Raw genomic sequence first — 23902 nt, forward strand, 5'->3', positions numbered from 1 at the left:
ATTTAGCCTTCCATCTGTGGATAGAGGAAGTCGTTGTACGGATATTTTTGCACATGTAGCTCGCGCACCTTCTTATATAGTACGCTACGGAACTCATCGATGTTCTCTCGTTGCTTTGCCGATATGAATAGACAGTTATCATTTAGTCGTGCCATCCAAGTGCGTTTGAGCTCTTCAAGTGTGATATTCTCTTTACGAATCGGTGTTAAATCGTCTTCTTCCTTTTCTATCCACGTGTAGTTATCAATTTTGTTGAAGACTATCATACATGGTTTCTCGGCACAACCCAGTTCGCTGAGTGTCTTTTCTACCACTTGTATTTGTTCTTCGAAATCGGGATGTGAGATGTCGACCACGTGTAGTAGCAGGTCGGCTTCGCGCACTTCGTCGAGTGTAGATTTAAAAGAATCGACCAAATCAGTAGGTAGTTTACGAATAAAACCGACAGTGTCGGCCAATAGGAAAGGCAGGTTGTCGACCACAACTTTGCGCACAGTGGTGTCGAGTGTGGCGAAAAGTTTGTTCTCGGCAAATACTTCGCTCTTGGCCATGAGGTTCATCAGTGTCGATTTACCTACGTTGGTGTAGCCTACAAGCGCCACACGAATCATGCGGCCACGGTTCTTGCGTTGTGTGGTTTTCTGTTTGTCGATTTCCAATAATCGCTGTTTCAGCAGCGTGATGCGCTGTAAGATGATACGACGGTCCATCTCTAACTGCGTTTCACCGGGGCCACGGAGTCCTACGGAACCCTTTCCGCCACCCGAACCAGAACCACCTCCTTGGCGTTCCAAGTGAGTCCAAAGGCGTTGGAGTCGCGGCAACATGTAGCGATATTGCGCTAATTCCACTTGAGTCTTGGCGTTAGCTGTCTGCGCTCGCATGGCAAATATGTCGAGAATCAGCGATGTTCGGTCTAGAATCTTCACGCCAAGTTCGCCTTCTATGTTGCGTATCTGCTTAGCCGACAGTTCATCGTCGAAGATGACCATACCCACCGGACGTTCGTTTTCTTCCTCGTCTTTGATGTATTGTTTTATCTCTTCCAGCTTACCTTTGCCCACATAGGTTACCTGACTAGGTCCGGCTACCTTTTGGGTGAATCGCTTGACGGTGACGGCTCCGGCCGTGTCGGCAAGGAATTCCAGTTCGTCGAGGTATTCCTTGGTCTTTGCTTCGTCTTGGTTTTGCGTGATAAGTCCCACGAGTACGGCTGTTTCGGCCTTTACTTCTGAGATGACAAATTCCTTCATGTATATTGTATTATAATCCATGCAAAGTTAAGAAATAAAGTCATAAATATGGCATTTCATCCTAAGTTTTATATACTCTAAGATTAGTATTTGCCAAGCGGGCTTGTCAATGGTGCGTTATAAAATATTAACTTTAAGAAAAATTGCTGTTTTGTTCGACTTTCTGATGTTTTTATGTTATCTTTGCTAATTCAAAAAAATAAGTAAACTAACTTAATTAGCAACCATGAGAGTAATCATTGAAAAAGATTATGAGAAGCTGTCTCAGTGGGCAGCGGAGCATGTTATCAATCGTATCAATCAGTTTAATCCTACACCAGACCATAAGTTTGTACTTGGTTTGCCTACAGGTTCTTCGCCTATTGGCATGTACAAGGCACTGGCAGAAGCTTGCAAGGCAGGTAGAGTGTCGTTTAAGAATGTGTTGACTTTTAACATGGATGAGTATGTGGGTCTTCCCGAATCACATCCTGAGAGCTACCATTCGTTTATGGCTCGCAATCTCTTCGACCATATCGACTGCCCAAAAGAGAATATCCATATTCTGAATGGTAATGCAGAAGACTTGGAAGCAGAGTGCGCTCACTATGAGGAAATGATTCAAGAGGCCGGTGGCATCGACTTGTTTATCGGTGGCGTGGGTGTTGATGGCCACGTAGCTTTCAACGAACCGGGTTCGTCATTGACTTCTCGTACTCGCCAGAAGACATTGACCACGGATACACGTATCGTCAATTCACGTTTCTTCGACAACGATATGAACAAAGTTCCTGCTTACGCATTGACCGTAGGTGTGGGCACAGTGATGGACGCTCGTGAGGTAATGGTACTTATCAACGGCCACTCTAAGGCTCGCGCTTTGCAGGCAGTGGTAGAAGGACCGGTAACTCAGATGTTCACAATCAGCGCTCTTCAGTTGCACAAGCATGGTATTATTGTATGCGACGAGGCTGCTACCGATGAACTCAAAGTGGGTACATACCGTTACTTCAAGGATATTGAACATAAGTAAAACGAACTTAATTATACAGGAGGTAAATAATGAGATTACATCTAAGTTCACAAATTGTACTGAATAAAGTACCTGAAGAGTTCTACCGTCCACGCACGGCTGTGGAGCGTTCTGAAATCACTCGTTGTGAGAAAGTACCTACAGAGATTTTCGCAAAGGTAGAAGAAGGTGCCGTAAATATAGCAGATGAAATCTGCAAACTCATCAATGAGCGCAGCAACGAAGGCCGCAATTGCGTGTTGGGTTTGGGTACCGGTAAGTCGTTGGTGCCTGTTTACGACGAGTTGATAGCTCGTTATGAGAAGAAAGAGTTGAGTTTTAAGAATGTAGTTGTATTCAACGCATACGAATATTTCCCCTTGAATGCCGACAGTCAGCATAGTGCTATGGCTCAATTGCATGCTATGTTCTTAGACAAAGTAGACATTAATCCACAGAATGTATATGGTCCTGACGGTACCGTAAAGCAGGATGATGTACAGCAACAATGTCGCGCTTACGAGCAGAAAATAGCTGAATGTGGCGGTTTGGACATTATTCTTTTGGGTATAGGACGTAGCGGTAATATCGCAACCAACGAACCCGGATCAGGGCTTACCACTACTTCTCGTTTGATGTTGCTTGATGCTACATCACGCGAAGAGATGACAATGAGCTTCAGTTCACAAGAACCTGTGCCTCCATGTTCCATCACTATGGGCATCGCTACAATCCTTGCGGCTCGTAAGGTGTTCATCACTGCATGGGGAGATGAAAAGGCTGAGGTGATTCAGAAGATGGTCGAGGGACAGATTACAGACGCTCTTCCTGCTTCATTCTTGCAGACTCACAACGACGCTCACGTGGTTATAGATCTCGCTGCAGCCAGCCAATTGACACGTATCGTTCATCCTTGGTTGGTAACTTCTTGCAAGTGGACCGATAAGTTGGTTCGTTCTGCACTCGTATGGCTTTGCTTGAAGACTGGCAAACCTATCTTAAAACTTACCAATAAAGATTATAACGAGAACGGATTATCAGAACTTTTGGCGCTGTATGGTTCTGCTTACAATGCCAATATCAAGATTTTCAACGACCTACAGCATACGATTACCGGTTGGCCGGGAGGTAAACCTGACGCTGACGATACCAATCGTCCGGAGCGTGCAAAGCCATTCCCCAAGCGCGTTATTGTATTCTCGCCACACCCCGACGATGATGTTATCTCCATGGGTGGTACTTTACGTCGCCTCGTTCAGCAGGGACACGAGATGCATGTAGCCTATGAGACCAGTGGAAACATTGCTGTTGGCGATGAAGAAGTAACTCGTTTCATGCACTTCATCAATGGTTTCAATCAGATTTTCGGCGACGAAAAAGATGAAGTTATCAAGAGCAAGTACAAAGAAATCAAAAAGTTCTTGGCCGAAAAGAAAGAAGGCGACATGGATACACGCGACATATTGACCATCAAGGGATTGATTCGTCGTGGTGAAGCTCGCACAGCTTGTACTTACAATGGTGTACCATTGGAGCGCGTTCACTTCCTCGATTTACCATTCTATGAGTCTGGTAAGATCGAGAAATTGCCTATGGGTGAAGCTGATGTGGAAGTGGTTTTGGAGCTTTTGCGCAAAGTTAAACCTCATCAAATCTATGTTGCAGGTGACTTAGCCGACCCTCATGGAACTCATCGCAAGTGTACCGACGCTGTTATGGCGGCTATTGACGTAGAGAAGGAAGCCGGTGCTGAGTGGTTGAAAGACTGCCGTATTTGGATGTATCGTGGTGCTTGGGCTGAATGGGAAATCGAAAACATTGAGATGTGTGTACCGATGAGTCCCGAAGAGTTGCGTGCTAAGCGTAACAGTATCTTGAAGCATTCAAGCCAAATGGAGAGTGCTCCGTTCTTAGGAAACGACGAACGTCTGTTCTGGCAGCGTTCTGAAGACCGTAACCGTGGCACAGCTAAGTTGTACGATGATTTAGGTTTGGCATGCTATGAGGCTATGGAGGCATTCGTAGAGTACAAACCTCTATAATTTACGGAATTAATATAAACCTTTATAAGGGCGGAGATGTGTAAACATCTTCGCCTTTTTTAGTGTGCAAAAAATAGGGGATAGATACTGTAAACACCTCTTTGACCTAACCTAATTGTAGGTAATTTACTTGTTGGATGCTCCTTTTCTTTCTATTACCTCACAGGTTTTCAGTAGCTTTGTTAATAATTAATCATTCAAAAACTATAATATGAAACATTTATTGCTATTGGTATGCCTGTTGTCCTGTGTGTGGTCTTCTGTCCGAGCTGGTGATCATGACACCTTTCCATCACAACATTTGGAGAAGGAACATGGACCTCGCACATTTGTAGGTGGCTCTCTTACCTATTGGAATAATCAGAAAGAGCATAGTCATACGTTCAATTTCTATCCAGAAATCGGACGTTTGTTCAATCAAACATGGGGAGTGGGCGTCATGTTAGGTTTCGGACATGAGAAAGAAAGCAACGGAATGAAAACCACAAGTTATAAAGTGGCTCCCTTTGCCCGTTATTATTATGTACATAAAGGGCCTTTCAACCTATTTATGGATGGCGGTGTGGGTTATAGTTATCGCAAGACTTCGGAGGCAACGGGTAAGAAAAACGGTTATGAAATAGGCGTGCGTCCGGGCGCATGTGTCGACCTTACCGAGGGGCTTTGCCTTTGTCTGCGCATGGGTTTTGTTGGTTATAGCAATCATTATACTGGTGGCGAAGAGGCCGAAATTGGCAATTCGGGATGGGGTATACGCTTTGCCCCGGAAGAATTAATGATAGGTTTGGAGCTAGAGTTTTAATATCTGCCATTTCAGGACAAAAGAACATCAACCTGATTCGTATCTTTCTACGTGGGTTGATGTTCTTTTGTCCTTTTTAGTATCCCTTCTCTTCTTTTTCAGTATTGCTGCTTTCGGTGTGACAAATGTTGTATGATATTCCATGGTCTTTTGCATTAAAAAGCCTATTTTTGCAGTAATATACTTCTAATTTTAAATGAAATTACGATGAAAAAGTCATACTTATTTTTTCTTGCATGCTTGTTTTTGGGGCTCGATACAAACGTCTATGCCATTGATGTCAACACCTTTCGCTACCAAGGGCCGTATGCTGTGTATCGTCCTTTGATGCTCGACAGCATTGATATCAATGCCGAGAAATTCTCGGATGAATCGCTTTTGAAGACGAGTCTTATGGTTCAAGCCAATGATGAAAGCAAGGTATACACCGGTAAACAGGCACCTACGAGCACGGATGCATACGCTTTGCACCTGTTAAAGTTCAATTTTAGATCGCGAGGATATGTGAAAGGACAGATCTCTGTCACTGGTTTGAAATCGTATGAAGTGACTATTGACGGACAGTCTGCCCAAGGCGAGCAGACGTTTTTGCCCGGAACGCACCTCGTAACCATTAAATATATGTCGCGTAAAGGGCGTCGCGAAGCGTTGAAGGTGAGTGTCAAGGCCGATAAAGAGTCGCTCCTGTCGGTTGATGCCGATGCCGAGCGCAGTTATTCTTTGGGCGATGTGCTTGATGGTAAACGGTTTTCTGGTGTCTCACTGTCGCATGATGGACGTTATCAGATTACCTCTTACCGCATTACAGAGCCTGAAGAAGAGAGCTATTTCGTATGGCGCCTCACAGAGGTTGCTACTGGTAAGTTGATTATTGAGTCGCTCTCTACCCTCAAATGGGTGCCGGGACGCAATGCCTATTATGTGGAAGAGAGCTTAAAAGATGGAGTTCGCCTAACCATGACGGATATAGAGACGGGTCAACAACGTGTGCTTGCCACCCGATTACCCATCGGAGCTTCGTTCATGATTTCTCCTACGCTGAAAGATATTATCGTGTCGAACGTGCAACAGGGGCCTGCCGAGCATAAAGATATTTACCAAATCGTGGAACCCGACGATCGTCAACCGGGGTGGCGCGACCGTAAAAGCCTCGGTACATATAAGGTGGAGACCGGTATCTTACAGCCTTTGACCTTTGGTTTTCACAATGTTGTGGTACAAGATATATCGACTGACGGTCGTTATCTGCTCATCATGACCAGTCGAAGTAGGCTGACGAAGCGTCCGACAACGCTCTATTCGCTCATACGTATAGACCTTCAGGAGATGAAATCCGAGACATTGGTGGCCGATGATGGCTTTATAGCCGATGCAAAATTCTCGCCCGATGGCCGTAGTCTCGTCGTGAAGGGCTCGCCCGAAAGCTTTGGTGGAGTGGGGAAGAACGTACCCGAAGGACGTATTCCCAGTATGTACGACTATCAACTCTATACGCTTGACATAGCCACACGCCACGTAATGCCACTCACACGTTCCTTTAATCCGTCTATTGCACAGTATGAGTGGAGCCGCGCCGATGGTCAAATCTATTTCTCGGCATTGGATAAAGACTATTGCCGGTTGTTCCGTTTGTCGCCTGCTGATGGTAAGATCGTGCGTATAGATGTACCGGAAGACATGGTGACCGAGTTTTCTTTGGCTAATCAAAGCGATCGGATGGCATGGTGTGGAATGAGTGCTTCTAATTCTGACAGACTCTATCTGCTCAATACGAAAAGCGGACAATCGGAGTTGGTGGAAGATTTGAGCCGCGATATACTCAAAGGGGTGAAGCTAGGAAAGTGCGAGGCTTGGGACTTCGTTAACAGTCGTGGCGACACCATCAGCGGTCGTTTCTATCTGCCGGCTGACTTCAATCCGGCCAAGAAATATCCGCTTATTGTGAACTACTATGGCGGTTGTTCGCCTACTAGCCGCAATTTTGAGTCGCGTTATCCGCAACACTTGTATGCAGCTATGGGCTATGTGGTTTACGTGATCAATCCGAGTGGTGCCGCAGGGTTTGGACAGGAGTTCGCCTCTAGACACGTAGCCACAGCTGGACAGGGCGTGGCCGAAGACATCATTGAGGGTACACGAAAGTTTTGTGAGGTTCATCCTTACATCAATACGCAGAAGATTGGCTGCATCGGAGCGTCGTATGGCGGTTTCATGACACAGTATCTCCAGACCCGTACAGACTTATTTGCCGCTGCCATCTCGCATGCAGGTATCAGCGACCACACCAGTTATTGGGGCGAAGGCTATTGGGGATACAGCTATAGCGAGGTGTCTATGGGCGACCGTTATCCATGGTCCGACCGTAAACTCTATGTCAATCAGTCGCCATTATTCAATGCCGATAAGATTCATACGCCCTTGCTCTTCTTGCATGGCAGCGCAGACCATAACGTGCCTTTGGGAGAAAGTATTCAGATGTTCAACGCCCTGAAGTTATTGGGACGTCCCACGGCTTTTGTCGTAGTGGATGGACAAGACCATCATATACTTGATTATAAGAAACGAGTGAAATGGCAGAACACCATCTTCGCATGGTTTGCGAAGTATTTACAAGACGATTCCGCATGGTGGGACAGCCTATATCCGAAGGTGGCGATAGACGAATGAGTTTATTGCAAAGGCTCGGCAACATCGTTGCCGAGCCTTTGCTGTTTTACTGCCGGGACTTTTCAGCAATGCTGGCGAGCCCTTGCAGCGATTAAGGAGTGACACTTATGAACATCGATCGTAGATTGATGGTGGTCTTACGGAAGCGATGTACGAGATCCATTCCCATTCTTCCGTCTACAGTAGAGACCCATCCGTTGGGCTTCGGGTCTACGTATACCTGTTCGATATTGACCGGTGTACGGCCCAAATGAAAGTTGAACCGGGGCAACATATAGACTTCGCGAATATAGACACGGCCATATTCTACCTGCGCAATGGAGTCTTTTTCGGCCGATTGAAGTATTTCTGAGCGGTGTTTGTCGAAGTATGGATAGTAGAGTGAGCCTGTGGTGTCGCCCGTATCAAATACCATTGTGAGATGTTCGTTGCCTTGGTTGACGCGCATGTAAGGCACGTTTTGGAGGTAAAGATTGCGCCCAGAGGCTGGTAGGGGTGTCTGTTTGCGCGGAAAGAGTAACCGTTGTTGGTCGAAAAGTATCTGGGTTTCGCCCACAGCCGAGATGAAGTCGAGCCCCAATACGGCGTCGATGGTGGTGCCGATAAGCTCGTTGAGCGACGAGATACCTACATAGACGATGAGGTTATGGTAGGTGATTTCGCCCACACGCAGACTATCTACGAAGGCTCGCCGGGCTTGTTGATAGCCATTGAGGGAGATGGTGTCGGGCAGGAAGTGCAGTCCCAGTCGCTTGGCAGTGGCCTCGGAGAGGAATGTTTTCGATGCTCCTGTGTCGAAAACCATTTGTAGTGGATGGCCGTTCATGTGCGCCCCAACGGTCAATAGATAGCCTTTGAAGTCTTTCTTTGCTTTCTGTACCCATGCATCTTGATTTTTTGCCTGCATGCTTCGCAATGTAAACGGTATAGAAACATCTTTGTTTGGAAGTTGAAGAGCCGGTCCGGGAAGATGGTCCAACGATTTGTTTTGTGCTTGGAAAGCCTCCAATGGTTTCCAATCTTGTTCATGGGCGCCCTCGGCCTTGCGTAGTCGAGTCATTTCTCCCAGTAAGATGGTGGCTTCACAATAACGGCCTATGGTGTTGAGCATGCGGCATTTGAGCATGGAAAGACGGTAGTAGGTCTCGCGATTCTTACGATAAAACTGTCGAGTGAGCAATGTGTCAAGATACGCAATGGACTTGCGTGGATTGTTTTGTAGATAGGATAGCATTGCATCGGCGGTGAGACGGACGCCCGTATCTTTGATATGTGGGCGTAATGAGACATATTCTGTATCCAACGTAAACCAGTCTTCTTGTTCAATGAGGTTGCTTACGCGCTGGTCAGTAGGTTCTGTAGCCGCGTTACACGACAGCATACAGATGGCCGATAAAGCTATGAAGAATTGTCTAATCATCGATGTTCCTTTCTTAAATATTTCCACCAAGCGTAGTGGCGACGGTGTAATAGATAGTTAGGGTCGTGCATGTGGGCGTAGGCTTCGCGCTCCATAGAAATGTGGGTGTATGCTCTGCCGTGCATGAAGAGGCGAATGAGCCACTCAACCATGTACCACAGATAGAACCCAACGCCCCCCATCTCTACCATTTGAGCCGTATGTATGCGCTCGTGCTGAATGAGTTCGAGCGTGATACCGGTTCCCTTACGGCAGAAAAGCAGTCCGAAGAGGTTGATGGCATCGTACTGTTTGAAAGGTATAAACCTGTTGTGGATAATTCGCATGATACAATTGGAAGGTTTTAGTGGGTAAACCTTACCATTCCATATTAAAAGGTTGCGGCAGTATATTCCTTGCCAATACTGTGTACGGCTTCTAGAATCTCACGCTCACGTTCTTTCGATGGACGTTTGAATCCGTTGATATAGTTTCTCAAAAGGGTTGCATTGAACCCCGTGCGACGTGCAAACTCAGCGATATTAATCTCTTTATGCGTAAGGAAAAAGCGTTGAAGTAAGGTCGGTTCTGCATCTTCGTATTCGAAACTTTCATAACTGATGTCGGTGTCAAGATGTCTCCAATGGATTCCATCGGAGCCTAGTGTGTAATTTATTCGTTGCTCTTCGGTAGCCTCTTTTAGTGCAGGATACCATAACAACGATTGACGATAAGTTTGCCCATTGGCTCCCATTGCATATATATATTCCTTATCAAACCATATTCTTTTTATCTCCATATTACTCTCCTCCATTGAAATATCTGTTCCAAGCCTTAATGATAATATTTTTATTTTCTTCTATTACCATCTCTATCTTTTTGAAGTCGTTTGCCTTGATGCCGTGTTTCTCTTATAAAGAGAAATGGTCTCCGTCCCAATTAAATTTAGCATGACCTCTATTTCCTTCTACATGTACGTGCAGAGGTTCATGCTCTTGACTATAAAAGAAGAATGAATAACCGAAGAATCTAAATATCTCTGGCATATCGTTGAATCTTATATGGCAAATATAGGTGTTATTTTTGATAACTCAAAATATAGATAGTGAAACATTGCTATTGTAATCAAGATATTTTTTTAGTATATTTGTGGAAACGTAAATAGCATGAATGCAAAGATAAGTAAGGATGAAAGAGTGGGAGATGGTACGCCTTTGGAAAGTTCAAAGGGGCGCGGTTTCACCCTCGATTCAAGCCAACAAGAGGTTGTAGAAGCCCAAGAAGGCTATCATTTGGTGCTGGCTCCGCCCGGATGTGGTAAGACACAGATACTCACCGAGCGCATTCGCGTGGCGCATTCTTTGGGAGTTGACTATGCCGGTATGCTTTGTTTGACCTTCACCAATCGTGCTGCCCGCGGCATGATGGAGCGTATTCATGGGCAAATAGCAGATGAGGGAGTAGACGAAGTATTTGTGGGAAACGTGCATCGGTTTTGTTCCAAATATCTCTTTGAGCATGCTTTGATACCGGCCGAGGCTTCGATTATCGACGAAGAAGATACCATCAGTATTTTGGCTAACATCTTAAACGAGGACGAATATGAGGTAGCTGCTGCACCACGGCGCCATCGTGCTTACATGGAAGTGATGCAGTTGTCGCATTTCATGTACCAGTTGACACATGAACATCCGCGTACTTTGCGTCTTCATCCTGAATGTTTATCGCCCGATGATGTCGAGGCAATGCGGATAATATGCCGACATCAGCATTTGGAACTGAGTGCTCGGACAGTTGAAGACTTTTATATGAATGCCGATTTCTATTTGGATGAGGCTCGAAGTGAGGCTTACGACATGGGCGAGCAGCAAATAGTGAACCACTTATTGATAAAGATGCGTACGGCAAGACTGTTCGATGTGTACCGTATGGAGAATAAGTTGGTGGACTTTGAAGACTTGTTGTTGCTCACATACGAGCATCTGCGACATGCCAAGGAAGATGAAAGAAGGGTGTATCGGTGGATTCAAGTGGACGAAGTACAGGACTTGAATGCACTCCAATTAGCCATTATTGATGCTTTGACAGCGCCTTGTAATCCCACGGTAGTGTACCTCGGAGACGAACAACAGGCCATTTTCTCGTTCATGGGAGCTAAGATGTCGACCCTTGAAGTGCTGAAAAAGCGGTGTAAAGACCATCTACATCGCTTGCAGATGAACCATCGTTCGCCCCGTTACTTGCTTGATGTATTCAATATTTACGCCGAAGAAGTGTTGAAGATTGACCCTGCTTTACTGCCGACAACAGATTATGAACCGGCCAGACTGGGCAATGAACTGCAGTTATTTCAATCGGAAAACATCGAATCAGAGTGTTTGGATGCTGCTCAGATAGCCGAGCAACTCATGCTGGATTATCCCGATGAGAATGCAGCCATCATCGTTAGTTCAAATCGGGATGCCGATGCTATCAGCCAAGCATTGCGGTCTCGTATGGTCAACCACTTTAAAGTATCGGGCGAAGACCTCTTTTCTTCACCCGTAGTAAAACTCCTTTTCGCTCATTTCAATCTGATTTCGTGTGAGCATAACTTTATTTCTTGGGCGCGAATATTGAAAGGTTTGCACGTGTTTGAGACCAATACGGCTGCTCGAAACTTCGTTCGTACGTTGCTAAACCATGCTATGTTGCCCTCCGATTTCCTGCTTTTCCCCGGCTCTTCGTATGTTCAGAAGTTTGTGGAGACGTACGATGAACGTGAAATCGTGGTATTTGATACCGAAACAACTGGCCTTGATGTGTTTGAAGACGACATTGTTCAGATTGCAGCTGTGAAGCTGAGAGGTGGCAAGGTGGTAGAGGGAAGTCGGTTATCGCTGTTCATTCAGACTGCCAGACCAATTCCCGAAATGCTTGGGGATATTAAAAATCCCATCTTGGAAGAGCTTCGTCATCATGAACTTTTGTCTCCTCCAGAGGCTTTAAGACAGTTTCTTGATTATGTAGGTGATGCTGTTTTGCTTGCTCATAATGCCGAATACGATTATCATATCCTCACTTATAACTTGCAACGATACCTACCCGACGTTGATTTAGGCAGTCTTCATCCGCTTTATTTCGACTCGTTGAAGTTGGCACGATTACTTGTTCCCGGGTTGAAGGAGTATAAGTTGAAGTATCTGTTGGCTGTTCTACACTTGGAAGGGGAGAACTCTCACTTGGCCGATGCGGATGTTGAAGCTACTGTTAGCGTCGTAAATTATTGTTATCAGCAGGCAAAAGAGATGGTAGAAGGGCAGCAAAAGCTGATGCAGCAAAAGCGAGTTGCGTCGCGAGTAGAGGTGTTGCGTCGCGTCTATGGGCCTATTTATGCGCATACGCAAGCCCGTTTGTATAGACGAGCGATGCAGGGTGATCGCCCCGCATTGGTCGATGAATTGCTTTATATATATGGTGTGTTGAAACAAGATAAGGTAATCGAGCCGGTTCGTTCGCTCGATTACATCGTTCGTTACCTCTCTCATGACTTGATAAACAAAGAGAGTGGAGGGGCATTGGTAGAACAATTGGCTAATCATCTCACCACGATGAACACGTTGAAAGAAGCCGATTTATGCAGCAGTCAGGCTATAGAAGACCGTATTTTTGTGACAACAGTGCACAAAGCAAAAGGTTTGGAGTTTGATAACGTGATTATCTTTGATGCAGTGGAAGACCGTTATCCGAGTTATTTCAGTCGTAACAATCCTCAACAAATGGCTGAGGACGCTCGTAAATTTTATGTTGCCATGACGCGAGCTAAGAAGCGTGTCATTGTGATGCAGAGTGTTTCGCGCCTTGATTATCACGGTGTAGCGCAGCCACGTAGACTCACTCGTTTCATGACACCGCTATTGAGGTGGTTTGATGTAAGCCCAACTCCAACCCTCCCCCTCGATGGGGAGGGCTTGAGAGGGACTTCTATTTCTTTGTAGCCTTGATGAAATAGAGTATCAAAAGTACGTAAGCGGCAAGCGAACAAAGCTCTGAGAGCGGATTAGCAAGCCATGCTTCGTTTACAAGATTGATTCCACCGAAGCGCAGAAGTGCACTTACCACACCCATCAAGGCTCCTCCGGCAATGAAACCACTGGCAATCAGCGTTCCTTTCTCACCACGTTCTTTATTCACCTGAGCGTCTTTGCTGCGCGAAGTGACAAACCAATTGATGGCTCCACCGACCAGTAGAGGTGTGTTTAACTGCAAAGGAATGAACATACCGAGGGCGAATGCCAAGGCCGGAACTTTACAACGGTCGAGTATAATAGCGATAGCGGCACCGATAGCATAAAGTATCCAAGGTGCACCGACGCCGTTCATGAGCGGATCGATGACCGCTGCCATAGCGTTAGCTTGCGGTGCTGCCAACTGTCCGGAGGTGAATCCATAGGTCTCGTTGAGCAACATCATGACGCCACCTACGGTAGCTGCGCTCACCAAAGTACCAAGGAATTTCCAACTCTCTTGCTTTTTAGGTGTCGTACCGAGCCAATATCCAATCTTCAAGTCGGTGATAAACGAACCTGCCATAGATAAAGCTGTGCACACAACTCCACCCATGATGAGGGCAGCCAACATGCCTCCGGGGCCATTTAAGCCCACAGCCACCATCACCACAGAAGCTAATATCAGCGTCATCAAGGTCATTCCCGATACCGGGTTGCTACCTACGATGGCGATAGCATTGGCTGCCACGGTGGTAAAGAGGAATGCAATGAGCGTTATCAGTAGGATTCCGACAACGGCATAGGGTAGATTTCCGCTCATCACACCGGTCCAGAAGAAGATGAATGTAGCCAAAATGGTGACGATACTACCCACAGCTATAATCTTAAAAGAAATGTCGCGTTGTGTGCGTTTCTGTGCTGTTGCGGCCTCACCACCACCTTTTAATTCCTTAGCAGCAAGCGAAGTAGCACCTTTAATGATGCCCCAACTCTTGATAATACCGATAATTCCGGCCATAGCAATGCCTCCGATGCCGATGCTCTTGCCGTAGGCTGAGAAGATTTCTTCGGCAGACATGCTGCCCACTGTTGCCTGAATGGAGGGATCCCACATGTTTAATACTTGGTCGTGGAACAGGATTGACATGCCCGGAACGATGAGCCACCATACCGATAGCGACCCTAAACAGATAATCAAAGCATATTTTAAGCCCACGATGTAGCCTAGTCCGACTACAGCAGCACCCGTATTGATTTTGAAAACAAGTTTGGCTTTATCGGCCAATAGTTCTCCGAGACCGACGACACGCGACGTAAAATTCTCGTTCCACCAGCCCATTGTGGCCACGATGAAGTCGTAGAGACCACCTACAAGTCCCGATATAAGCAACGGTTTTGCTTGATTTCCGCCCTTCGCACCGCTCACTAACACTTGTGTGGTGGCCGTAGCTTCGGGGAAAGGATACTTGCCGTGCATATCGCTCACAAAGTATTTGCGGAACGGAATGAGGAACAATATACCGATGATACCGCCCAATGCCGAGCTCATAAATATCTTAAAGAACGATGCTGTCATCGCATCGCCATACTTAGCTTGCAGAATATAGATGGCCGGTAAGGTGAAGATGGCACCTGCCACCACTGCTCCTGAACAAGCACCGATACTCTGTATGATAACGTTCTCGCCTAGTGCGTTTTTACGTTTGGCTGCTGTCGAAGCACCAACGGCAATGATGGCGATAGGGATAGCGGCTTCGAAGACTTGCCCAACCTTTAATCCCAGATAGGCAGCAGCGGCAGAAAACAGCATCGCCATGACGATTCCCCACGTCACCGACCATCCGTTTACTTCCGGATAGTTGCGTTCCGGACTCATAATAGGCTTGTATTCCTCACCTTCTTTCAATTCTCTGAATGCGTTCTCAGGTAGTTCCATGGGCTCTACCTCTTTGATTTGTTCTTCTTGCATGAATGTTAACGAAATAGGGTTAATATGCTACAAAAGTAACATATTTATATAAGAAGACCATTGGATTGTATGAGAAATAACGTATTTTTGCAACAGACATTCATCTATGGCAACGCTATGAGAGCTTTCTATAGGCTTTGCAGTGAAGTGGCGGTAATGCTTTGACTGGGCAAAACTTTATATCTGATATTCTATTCAATACATAATAATGCCTTATTTCAGGCTATTATATGGGACGAGATGAAAGTAGTATGCCTTCGGAAATATACATTAAAAATGGGAAAAAGTTCATCAAACCATGATGAACCTTTCCCCATGAAAGTCTAATCTTTATTAGTTTCTGAACACAAGCCCATTGTTGTCGGCATCGATGATGATGGGCTTGTCGCGTAATACGTTCTCTGATAGGAGCTGTTTGCTTAAATCGTTAAGCACAAAACGCTGTATGGCACGCTTTACCGGACGTGCTCCGAACTCCGGTTCGTAGCCTTCCGTGGCCAAGAAATTGATGGCTTCAGGTGTCCACTCGATGCTGAAGCCCTGTTGTTCGAGCATTTTGCGCACGTGTTTCATTTGTAGCGTGACCACCTTTCCAATCTCTTCTTGTGTCAAAGGCAGGAACATGATGGTCTCATCGATACGGTTTAAGAACTCCGGACGGATGCTCTGTTTCAGCATTTCCAACACTTGGTGGCGCATTTCATTCATCTTTTCATCCCTATTGTAGACGTTCATATCCTGCATTTGTTGCTGGATGTACTGACTGCCGAGGTTGGATGTCATGATGATGATAGTGTTTTTGAAGTTCACTGTGCGCCCTTTGTTGTCGGTCAATCGGCCGTCGTCCAACACTTGCAACAAGATATTGAAGACGTCGGGATGTGCTTTTTCAATCTCATCGAACAGTACCACGCTGTACGGTTTGCGTCTTACAGCCTCCGTTAGTTGCCCTCCTTCGTCGTAACCCACGTATCCCGGAGGTGCGCCGATGAGTCTGGAGACGCTGAATTTCTCCTGATATTCACTCATATCTATACGAGTCATCATGTTCTCATCATTGAAAAGATATTCGGCGAGTGCCTTGGCCAATTCGGTTTTTCCTACACCTGTGGTGCCCATAAAGATGAAAGAGGCTATCGGACGCTTTGGATCTTGCAGTCCGGCGCGACTTCTTCGCACCGCATCGCTTACCGCTTGGATGGCTTCTTCTTGCCCGATGACACGCTTATGCAGTTCCTCTTCCAAATGAAGAAGCTTCTCGCGCTCGCTTTGAAGCATTCGTGTGACGGGGATACCTGTCCATCTGCTCACCACTTCCGCGATGTCGTCGGCCGTCACTTCTTCCCTTATCATGCCCTCGCCGCCTTGAGTTGCCCTCAATTGTTGCTGTATATTGTCGATGTCATCCTGCAATGCTTGGAGCTTGCCGTAACGTATTTCGGCCACTCTCTCGTAGTTTCCTTCTCGTTCGGCACGCTCTGCTTCAAACTTGAGGCTTTCCATTTCCTGCTTATCTTGCTGTATCTTGTTGACCAATCCTTTCTCCGATTCCCATTTAGCTCGGTATTGATGTTCCTCTTCTTGGAGTTCGGCAATCTCTTTATCGAGTTGTGCTATCTTGTCGGTATCGTTCTCTCGCTTGATAGCTTCGCGTTCTATTTCAAGCTGTTTCAACCTACGAGTAATCTCATCGAGCTCTTCCGGCACCGAGTCGCGCTCCATTCTAAGCTTGGCGGCAGCCTCGTCCATGAGGTCGATAGCCTTATCCGGCAAGAAACGGTCGGATATATAGCGCTCCGAAAGTTGCACCGCTGCGATGCAAGCATCGTCTTGTATGCGCACTTTATGGTGGTTTTCGTACCGTTCCTTTAGGCCACGTAAGATGCTGATAGCGTCTAGTTCGTCGGGTTCATCCACCATTACTGTCTGGAAACGGCGCTCTAATGCCTTGTCTTTTTCAAAGTATTTTTGGTACTCATTGAGTGTAGTTGCACCGATAGCACGGAGTTCGCCACGAGCCAATGCAGGCTTTAATATGTTGGCAGCATCCATAGCACCCTCGCCACCACCGGCTCCAACGAGCGTGTGTATCTCGTCGATGAAGAGGATAATCTCACCGTCTGCGTTGGTCACTTCCTTGATAACACCTTTCAATCGTTCCTCAAACTCGCCCTTATATTTGGCTCCTGCTACTAGAGCTCCCATGTCGAGAGAGTATAATTGCTTGTTTTTGAGGTTCTCAGGAACATCACCTCGTACGATACGTTCGGCCAAACCTTCCACGATGGCGGTCTTACCGGTACCCGGTTCTCCTATTAATATCGGGTTGTTTTTGGTTCTTCGAGACAGGATTTGCAGCACTCGACGAATCTCGTCATCGCGTCCTATGACCGGATCGAGCTTGCCTTGACGTGCATCTTCGACCAAGTTTTTAGCGTATTTCTGCAATGCTTGATAGTTCTCATCGCCGCTTTGGTTGTCTACTTTTTTGCCTTGGCGCAGTTCGTTGATGGCTTGTAGCACGCCGTTCTCGGTGCAACCGGCATCTTTTAGAATTCTGCTAGCAGTGGAATTGACGCTCAATAATGCCAACAGCATAGGTTCGATAGATACGAATTCGTCTCCTAATTTCGTGCTATAATCTTGCGTTTTTTGTAATACGGCATTTGTTTCGTTGCTCACGTAAGGCTGTCCGCCCTGTACTTTAGGTAAGTGTTGAATCTCTTGTTGTACCGCCTGCTCTATCAACTGTGTGTTGATGGCCAGCTTTTGGAATATAAAATTGGTCACATCTTTGCCTTTGTTCATGATGCCTTGAAGCAAATGAACCGGCTCTATAGCCTGTTGGCCGCTGCTTTGAGCTATGTTTGCAGCTTCTTGCACGGCCTCTTGGGCTTTGATAGTAAACTTGTTGAAATCCATATCGTGTCTCCTTTCCTTGATTAATTCAATGTTTTATTCATTCAGTAAAGGAGAAGTCAAACCCCATGCCTTATTAAAATTCATGCCTTTTTGGCATAATTGTGTGTCAAAAAGGCATGAATCGGGGCTGCTTAATCGCTATAGTTATTGTCTATAATGATGCTGAAATGGTAGTCGGGAAAGGTTTCTTGCAGGTTTTTCAAGTATCGTTTGAGAAGTCCCTCTTTTTCTTTTACCCCGTCTTCGGGTATGATATCGAGTGAGATGGTGCGTGTTTCTGTGTCCAAGAAGAATCCATGTGCCTGACAAATATCGGGACATTCGGCAGTCATCTCCATCACTTGTTGTTGCAATTGAGTTGTTAAGTTATCGCCGGAGTTGATGGCATAGATGCCTATAGTGGCGATGATGCCGAATTTCTCCATCAGTCTGTGGCTGATACGATGGGTGAGTTTGTGTATCTCTATGGCCGAAGTGGTGTCTAATACGCTGATATGGAGCGACCCAATGATGGTATCCGGCCCGTAGGTATGCATGATAACGTCGAACACTCCGCACACTCCATCGAATGTTTTTACTTCGTCTTTGATGTTAGTAATAAGCTCTTGAGAGATGCGTGTACCCAAAATCTGATTCACGGGAGAGGCCAACATCTCAATACCGGCCTTGATAATGAGCAGTGAGATGAGCACACCGAGGATACCATCAATGGAAAAATGCCATACAAGCATGATGACAGCCGATACCAAAGTACCCAAGGTGACGACGGCATCAAAGGTTGCATCGGCTCCACTAGCGATGAGAGCGTCTGATTGGAGTCGCTCTCCCGTGCTTTTAACATATCGTCCGAGGATGAGCTTTACGACGATAGCTGTGATGATAACCGTCAATGTGACGGTGGTATATTCGGGAGTTGTGGGGTGTAAAACCTTCTTTCCGGACTCTATGAGCGATGTAATACCGGCAGCAATCACGAATACCGCAATCACAATGGCGCTGAGATATTCTATTCGTCCATGCCCAAAGGGATGCTTACGGTCGGCCGGTCGGGCTGAATATCGGGTGCCGATGATGGTCACGACCGACGAGAATACGTCGCTCAGGTTGTTGACTGCGTCCATCACGATAGCAATGGAGCCTGCCAAGAATCCTACCACGGCCTTGAAAGAGGCCAACAGTACGTTGGCCAAAATGCCGATAAGACTTGTCCGAATAATCTGTTGATTCCTATTCATTGCATCGTTTAGAGAACTCATTGTTAGTCTTGCATGTGCAGAACGTCTAAGAATCGCTTGATGACTTCGGGCTTTCCTGTGTGTTTGCCATTGTCTTCGCTCAGCTTACAAGTGTCGTTATAGAAGTCCCACGACTCTGTAATCTTGGCTGCTACCAACTTGATGACGATATTCATCGGTTCTATTTCCTCGAAGTCATTGGTGAAGTGAGTACCTATACCGAATGAAGGTTGGCAATAGTCTTTGGCATATTGTTGTACTTCGATGGCTTGGTCGGTGTTCAACGCATTGCTGAATACCACCTGTTTGGTACGCGGATCAATGCCCAGCGAGCGGTATTTACCGATAATCTTAGCTAATTCTTGTCGGTTGTCTCCGCTATCTATGCGCAGACCTTTGAACAAATTGGCGAAGTCTTCAGAGAAGTTGAGGCTGAAAATGTTCCACCCGAAGCTGTCGTAGAGGTAGGTTCCCAATGCCCCACGGAATGTGTTGCGCCACGAGTTCATGGCAATATGGTTGGCCATTTGGGGACCATACATACCTCCGATGGCGCAAACAAACTCATGAGCCATCGTTCCCACGGGTGTCAGACCGTGCTTCATGGCCAAATAGACATTACTGGTTCCGACGAATCTACCCGGCCATTGGCGCGAAGTATAGCAATCTTTCATGGCTCTTACTACCGTATCTTCAGCCTCGAACGATGCTCGACGGCGCGTACCGAAGTCGCTATAGACACAGCCGGCAGTCAAAAGTCGCTCGGCTTTGGCGTACGATTTCTTGTAATATTCCTCGTAGTTGAGTTTGGCTTCCTGTCCTGTCACCATATAATATAGTTCGGACACGATGGCCAATACTTTTACTTCGAGCAGAATAGTATCCGACCAACTGCCCTCAAACTCTATATATAAGTGCCGGTTTTCGTCTTGCCAGACGCGTGTCCATTGGTGTTTGAAGCGGAAACCACGTAGGTAGCGATAGAACCAATGGGGTATATAGTAGCATTCACGCTGCATGAAATGAATCTCTTCATCGGTGATAACGAGGTTTTCGAGCATCTTGATTTGCTCGGCTACAAGGTCGGCAAAGCCCTCCGGATAGACGGTATTGTTGCGGTCTACGAACTGATATTTCACCTGTGCACGTGGGAAATTGTCAATAACGGCACAGCACATGGTAAACTTATAGAGGTCGTCGTCGGTGAAGTGTTGTATGATTTGTCTCATCATGTCAATAGGGTAGAGTTGTTGTTAAGAGTGATTAATATAGGTAGAACATACGTTCCATCATCTTCCATTTTTCGTCTGAGGTGCTACCGGTGGCACACTGTTGAAATTGCGACACATAGTCTTCCCAGTCTTGTTGGCCGGGTAGGGTAGCAAGACGAGCCATGGCATCGTCCCAATCGAAGTCTACCGGTGTCTCAACTATCATGAATACGCGTGTACCAACGATGTATAACTCCATCTCTAGAATGCCAACTTGTTTGATTCCGTCTTCTATTTGTTGGCGGAAATGCTCACGGTCGTGGGCTTCGCGATAGCATTTGATGAGTTCAGGATTGTCGCGTAGATCCATTGTTTGGCAATATCGCTTTACCGGACCATCGTATTGTTTCACCTTGTAACCTTCTGTTTTCATATCGTTTTTTCTTATTTGTGATTGTCGAATGCAGCCTATTTTATGCAAAGATAAACATAAAAGTGGGATGACACTATCTTTTAGGCTGTAATTATGTGCGATGGCCGCTTTGCAATATTAATACTTTCCATGTTTTATATCATAACTTGTAGATTCATAAACTTACTAACTCAAATTGCTGCAGTGGCTTGGCAGTCTTGCTGCTTCGGCTCGGCAGTAATGCTGAATGGGCTGTGCAGCGATGCTGAAGAGACGTTACAGCAAATGAAGAGTGAGGAGTTAGGAGTGACAAGTGAGGAGTTATAGCAAATTGTAGAGGTGTATTGTATTCGCCCAAAAGAACGTTAGATGTCTGAAAATAAGAATGTTAGTTAATTTTAAACTCTTATCTGCCTGATTGTTAGACTTATTTTATATTTTTGCAGCCTAATATAATAGTAGGTAATTAGACTCAAATTTAAACATTAAAGACACGAAATGAGGGAGCATAGATTGAAGTGTGCTATGGGTATGGCTACGTTCATACTTGGAAATTTCATAGGTTTTGCTGTGTTGGCAATGCTGATGAAGCCTTTTTTCATGCTTTATAACCACGCCATCTATGTTGAAGCAACATTGAAAGACTATGTGGCTGTAATGTGGCATGGACTCCCGATGGACTTCTCTGTGAGTGGTTACCTATCAATAGTACCTGCACTTCTTGCACTCGTTGCGCCTTTTGGCGGTGGCGATGTGCTTCGTCGTATTGCCAAGACGTACTATGCTGTGGTGGCATTGCTGCTCGCTATGATATTCATAGTGGATGCGGTGCTCTATAGCTATTGGGGATTCAGACTCGACACGACACCTTTGTTTTATTTCTACTCGTCGCCTTCGGACGCCATGGCAAGTGTCGGTGCAGGCTTCATCGTGCTGGGTGTGGTAGTTTGGTTGTTATTGTCGTTGGGTATTTATAGTATTGCTGTGCGTTGCCTGTTGCCACTTCCTACGACTACAACAAAAGTTCGTGAGCGTATACAGACCGTAGTGATGACCTTAGTATTGATGGGATTGCTCATTATCCCGATACGTGGAGGCGTCACAACATCGACCATGAATTTGGGAAATGTGTATTATAGTCAGAATCAGCGACTGAATCATGCTGCCGTAAATCCTTGTTTCAGTCTGTTACGTTCATGGATTGATGGGGCGACGAAGCTTTCCGACCAATACCGATTGATGGATGCCACCGAGGCTGACAGCCTGTTTAGTCAGCTTGTAAAGACCGGTGACCGCAGTAATAAAGGAGAAGAGACGCAGTTGCTACGCGTGCATCGTCCCAATATTGTGATTGTTGTGCTAGAGAGTTTCTCTGCTCAAATCATGCAAGAGTTGGGTGGTTTGCCGCGAGTGGCGGTCAATATGGATCGCTTGGCACGCGAAGGTGTGCTCTTTACTCGATTCTATGCCAATAGTTTCCGTACCGATCGCGGACTCGTTTCTATCTTGGCCGGCTATCCGGCTCAGCCCACGATGAGTATCATGAAGTACACTGAGAAAGTGGAAACATTACCTTCGTTGCCGCGAGAATTGAGCAATGAGGGGTACGACTTGCAATATTATTATGGTGGTGATGCAGATTTTACCAACATGCGGTCGTTTTTGACTACGGCCGGATTTGAGAAAATAGTGGCCGATGTTGACTTTCCTGTGAATCTAAGGTTGAGCAAATGGGGTGTTCCAGATGGTTATGTGTTCGACTGTGCGGCTAAAGATATAGAACAATATCGCGGTAAACCTTTCTTGAAGGTGATTCAGACAAGCAGCAGTCATGAGCCTTATGATGTGCCTTATCATCGTTTAAGCAACAAGGTATTGAATGCTTTTGCTTATGCGGACGATTGTTTGGGCAAGTTTGTAGAGCGCTTGCGCCGTTCTAAACAGTGGGATAATACGCTCATCGTGCTTGTTCCCGACCATCTGGGATGCTATCCGGAAGATATTAGCAACTATGATTTCGCGCGTTATCATATTCCGCTCATCATGGTAGGTGGGGCAGTGAAGGAGTCGCACCGTATTGATATTATCGGCTCGCAGATAGATATTGCGGCTACACTCCTGTCGCAATTGGGTATGCCGCACCATCAGTTTACTTTCAGTAAAGACATGATGGACAGCAGAGCACCACATTTTGGGTATTTCACGGTGCCTAATGCATTGGGTATGATTACGTCTACCGACTCTGTGATGTACGATCTTGATACAAAAACAACCGTGCAGAAGCGCGGCAAACATACCGATTATACGTTGAAGTTGGGCAAGGCCTACCTTCAAAAACTTTACGATGACCTCTCAAAACGTTGACCATGACAACCATATTACAGCAAATTAATAGCTTGGACCAGACTGTGTTCCTGTTTTTCAATGGTTTCCACAACAGCTTCTTCGACACGCTGATGTGGCAAATATCCAACCGTTGGGTGTGGGTACCGATGTATATAGCCATTGTTGTGGCCAATGCGCTTCACTTCAAAAGCGATTGGCGCAAGCTCATCGGGGTGATAAGTGTGTTTTTGATAGCCTTTGCGCTGACTGATTATCTCTGTGTACAGTTGGTTAGACCGTGGATAGCGCGTCCTCGTCCGGCTCAAGACGACAGTGTTATTTGCCACTTGGTGCATATTGTCAATGATTATCGAGGTGGGCATTATGGTACTCCGTCGAGTCATGCCACCAATACTTATATGCTGGCTATGCTTACGATGTTGTTCTTCAGACGACGTAAACTCACGTTGTTTATGTTTGCTTGGGCCACACTTCTGTCTTATAGCCGTATCTATCTAGGTGTGCATTACCCCGGAGATATACTTTTGGGTGGTGTACTGGGTATCTCTGTAGCCTTCGTATGCTATAAGCTTTATCGCTGGATGATGCGAGAAGACGGTTGTAGGAGTTGTCCTTATCTGCAGTTGATAGAGTACGCGAGTTCGGGATAAAAAAAGCATTTAAA

Annotated in this window: 17 protein-coding genes; 7 read left to right on the plus strand and 10 right to left on the minus strand. The window is 46.1% G+C overall.

The features are described from left to right. Window positions 1-2: 2 nt before the first annotated feature. Window positions 3-1253 carry a GTPase HflX gene (hflX, locus tag HMPREF3034_RS08940; protein WP_062434956.1) on the minus strand — a complete coding sequence of 417 codons (1251 nt, stop codon included), beginning with the start codon at window positions 1251-1253 and terminating at the stop codon, window positions 3-5. 226 nt (window positions 1254-1479) lie between these two features. Here hflX and nagB point away from each other — a divergent pair, with 226 nt between their 5' ends. The 4 genes from nagB (at window position 1480) to HMPREF3034_RS08960 (ending at window position 7755) form a co-directional block, all read left to right on the plus strand. Continuing rightward, window positions 1480-2265, plus strand: a complete 786-nt coding sequence (gene nagB, locus HMPREF3034_RS08945) for a glucosamine-6-phosphate deaminase (RefSeq protein WP_036899292.1) — start codon at window positions 1480-1482, stop codon at window positions 2263-2265. 29 nt (window positions 2266-2294) lie between these two features. Next, window positions 2295-4286 carry a glucosamine-6-phosphate deaminase gene (locus HMPREF3034_RS08950; protein ID WP_036899290.1) on the plus strand — a complete coding sequence of 664 codons (1992 nt, stop codon included), beginning with the start codon at window positions 2295-2297 and terminating at the stop codon, window positions 4284-4286. 211 nt (window positions 4287-4497) lie between these two features. After that, a complete protein-coding gene (locus HMPREF3034_RS08955) occupies window positions 4498-5088 on the plus strand; it encodes a hypothetical protein (RefSeq protein ID WP_062434958.1) in 591 nt (196 codons plus the stop codon). A gap of 207 nt (window positions 5089-5295) precedes the next feature. After that, window positions 5296-7755, plus strand: a complete 2460-nt coding sequence (locus HMPREF3034_RS08960) for a S9 family peptidase (RefSeq protein WP_062434961.1) — start codon at window positions 5296-5298, stop codon at window positions 7753-7755. A gap of 91 nt (window positions 7756-7846) precedes the next feature. On the opposite strand, the gene HMPREF3034_RS08965 is transcribed toward HMPREF3034_RS08960, so the two are convergent. From HMPREF3034_RS08965 to HMPREF3034_RS13015, 4 genes are all read right to left on the minus strand, one after another. Next, the gene (locus HMPREF3034_RS08965) at window positions 7847-9175 is read right to left on the minus strand and encodes a retropepsin-like aspartic protease (RefSeq protein WP_062434963.1); all 1329 of its coding nucleotides are present in this window, start codon (window positions 9173-9175) and stop codon (window positions 7847-7849) included. Beyond that, the gene (locus HMPREF3034_RS08970; protein WP_036899282.1) at window positions 9172-9501 is read right to left on the minus strand and encodes a hypothetical protein; all 330 of its coding nucleotides are present in this window, start codon (window positions 9499-9501) and stop codon (window positions 9172-9174) included. Before HMPREF3034_RS08970 ends, HMPREF3034_RS08965 begins: the two co-directional genes overlap by 4 nt. A gap of 44 nt (window positions 9502-9545) precedes the next feature. Next, entirely contained in the window at window positions 9546-9953 is a 408-nt protein-coding gene (locus HMPREF3034_RS08975; RefSeq protein ID WP_036899329.1) for a DUF2442 domain-containing protein, read from the minus strand. Between the two features lie 112 nt (window positions 9954-10065). Next, window positions 10066-10200, minus strand: a complete 135-nt coding sequence (locus HMPREF3034_RS13015; protein ID WP_231725656.1) for a DUF4160 domain-containing protein — start codon at window positions 10198-10200, stop codon at window positions 10066-10068. 120 nt (window positions 10201-10320) lie between these two features. On the opposite strand from HMPREF3034_RS13015, the gene HMPREF3034_RS08980 reads away from it, so the two are divergent. After that, window positions 10321-13131, plus strand: a complete 2811-nt coding sequence (locus tag HMPREF3034_RS08980) for a 3'-5' exonuclease (RefSeq protein ID WP_197421753.1) — start codon at window positions 10321-10323, stop codon at window positions 13129-13131. Here the strand turns inward: HMPREF3034_RS08980 and HMPREF3034_RS08985 are convergent. The 5 genes from HMPREF3034_RS08985 to HMPREF3034_RS09005 all read right to left on the minus strand — a co-directional run bounded on the left by HMPREF3034_RS08985 (window position 13118) and on the right by HMPREF3034_RS09005 (window position 20913). Beyond that, window positions 13118-15112, minus strand: a complete 1995-nt coding sequence (locus HMPREF3034_RS08985; RefSeq protein ID WP_062434965.1) for an OPT family oligopeptide transporter — start codon at window positions 15110-15112, stop codon at window positions 13118-13120. The two genes, HMPREF3034_RS08980 and HMPREF3034_RS08985, sit on opposite strands and share 14 nt — an antisense overlap. Before the next feature lie 333 nt (window positions 15113-15445). Continuing rightward, window positions 15446-18034, minus strand: a complete 2589-nt coding sequence (clpB, locus tag HMPREF3034_RS08990; RefSeq protein WP_036899279.1) for an ATP-dependent chaperone ClpB — start codon at window positions 18032-18034, stop codon at window positions 15446-15448. Window positions 18035-18165: 131 nt separating this feature from the next. Next, window positions 18166-19269 (minus strand): cation diffusion facilitator family transporter, encoded by a 1104-nt coding sequence (locus HMPREF3034_RS08995; protein WP_062434979.1) that lies wholly within the window; start codon window positions 19267-19269, stop codon window positions 18166-18168. 23 nt (window positions 19270-19292) lie between these two features. Next, entirely contained in the window at window positions 19293-20498 is a 1206-nt protein-coding gene (gene pncB / locus HMPREF3034_RS09000) for a nicotinate phosphoribosyltransferase (RefSeq protein WP_062434982.1), read from the minus strand. A 34-nt stretch (window positions 20499-20532) separates the two neighbouring features. Further along, window positions 20533-20913 (minus strand): L-rhamnose mutarotase, encoded by a 381-nt coding sequence (locus HMPREF3034_RS09005; RefSeq protein ID WP_036899276.1) that lies wholly within the window; start codon window positions 20911-20913, stop codon window positions 20533-20535. 510 nt (window positions 20914-21423) lie between these two features. On the opposite strand from HMPREF3034_RS09005, the gene HMPREF3034_RS09010 reads away from it, so the two are divergent. Together HMPREF3034_RS09010 and HMPREF3034_RS09015 are read left to right on the plus strand one after the other, a co-directional pair. Next, window positions 21424-23256, plus strand: a complete 1833-nt coding sequence (locus HMPREF3034_RS09010; RefSeq protein ID WP_369796374.1) for an LTA synthase family protein — start codon at window positions 21424-21426, stop codon at window positions 23254-23256. 2 nt (window positions 23257-23258) lie between these two features. Then, the gene (locus tag HMPREF3034_RS09015) at window positions 23259-23888 is read left to right on the plus strand and encodes a phosphatase PAP2 family protein (protein WP_062434970.1); all 630 of its coding nucleotides are present in this window, start codon (window positions 23259-23261) and stop codon (window positions 23886-23888) included. Window positions 23889-23902: the final 14 nt, after the last annotated feature.

This window comes from Prevotella sp. DNF00663 (assembly GCF_001553265.1).
Lineage (GTDB): Bacteria > Bacteroidota > Bacteroidia > Bacteroidales > Bacteroidaceae > Prevotella.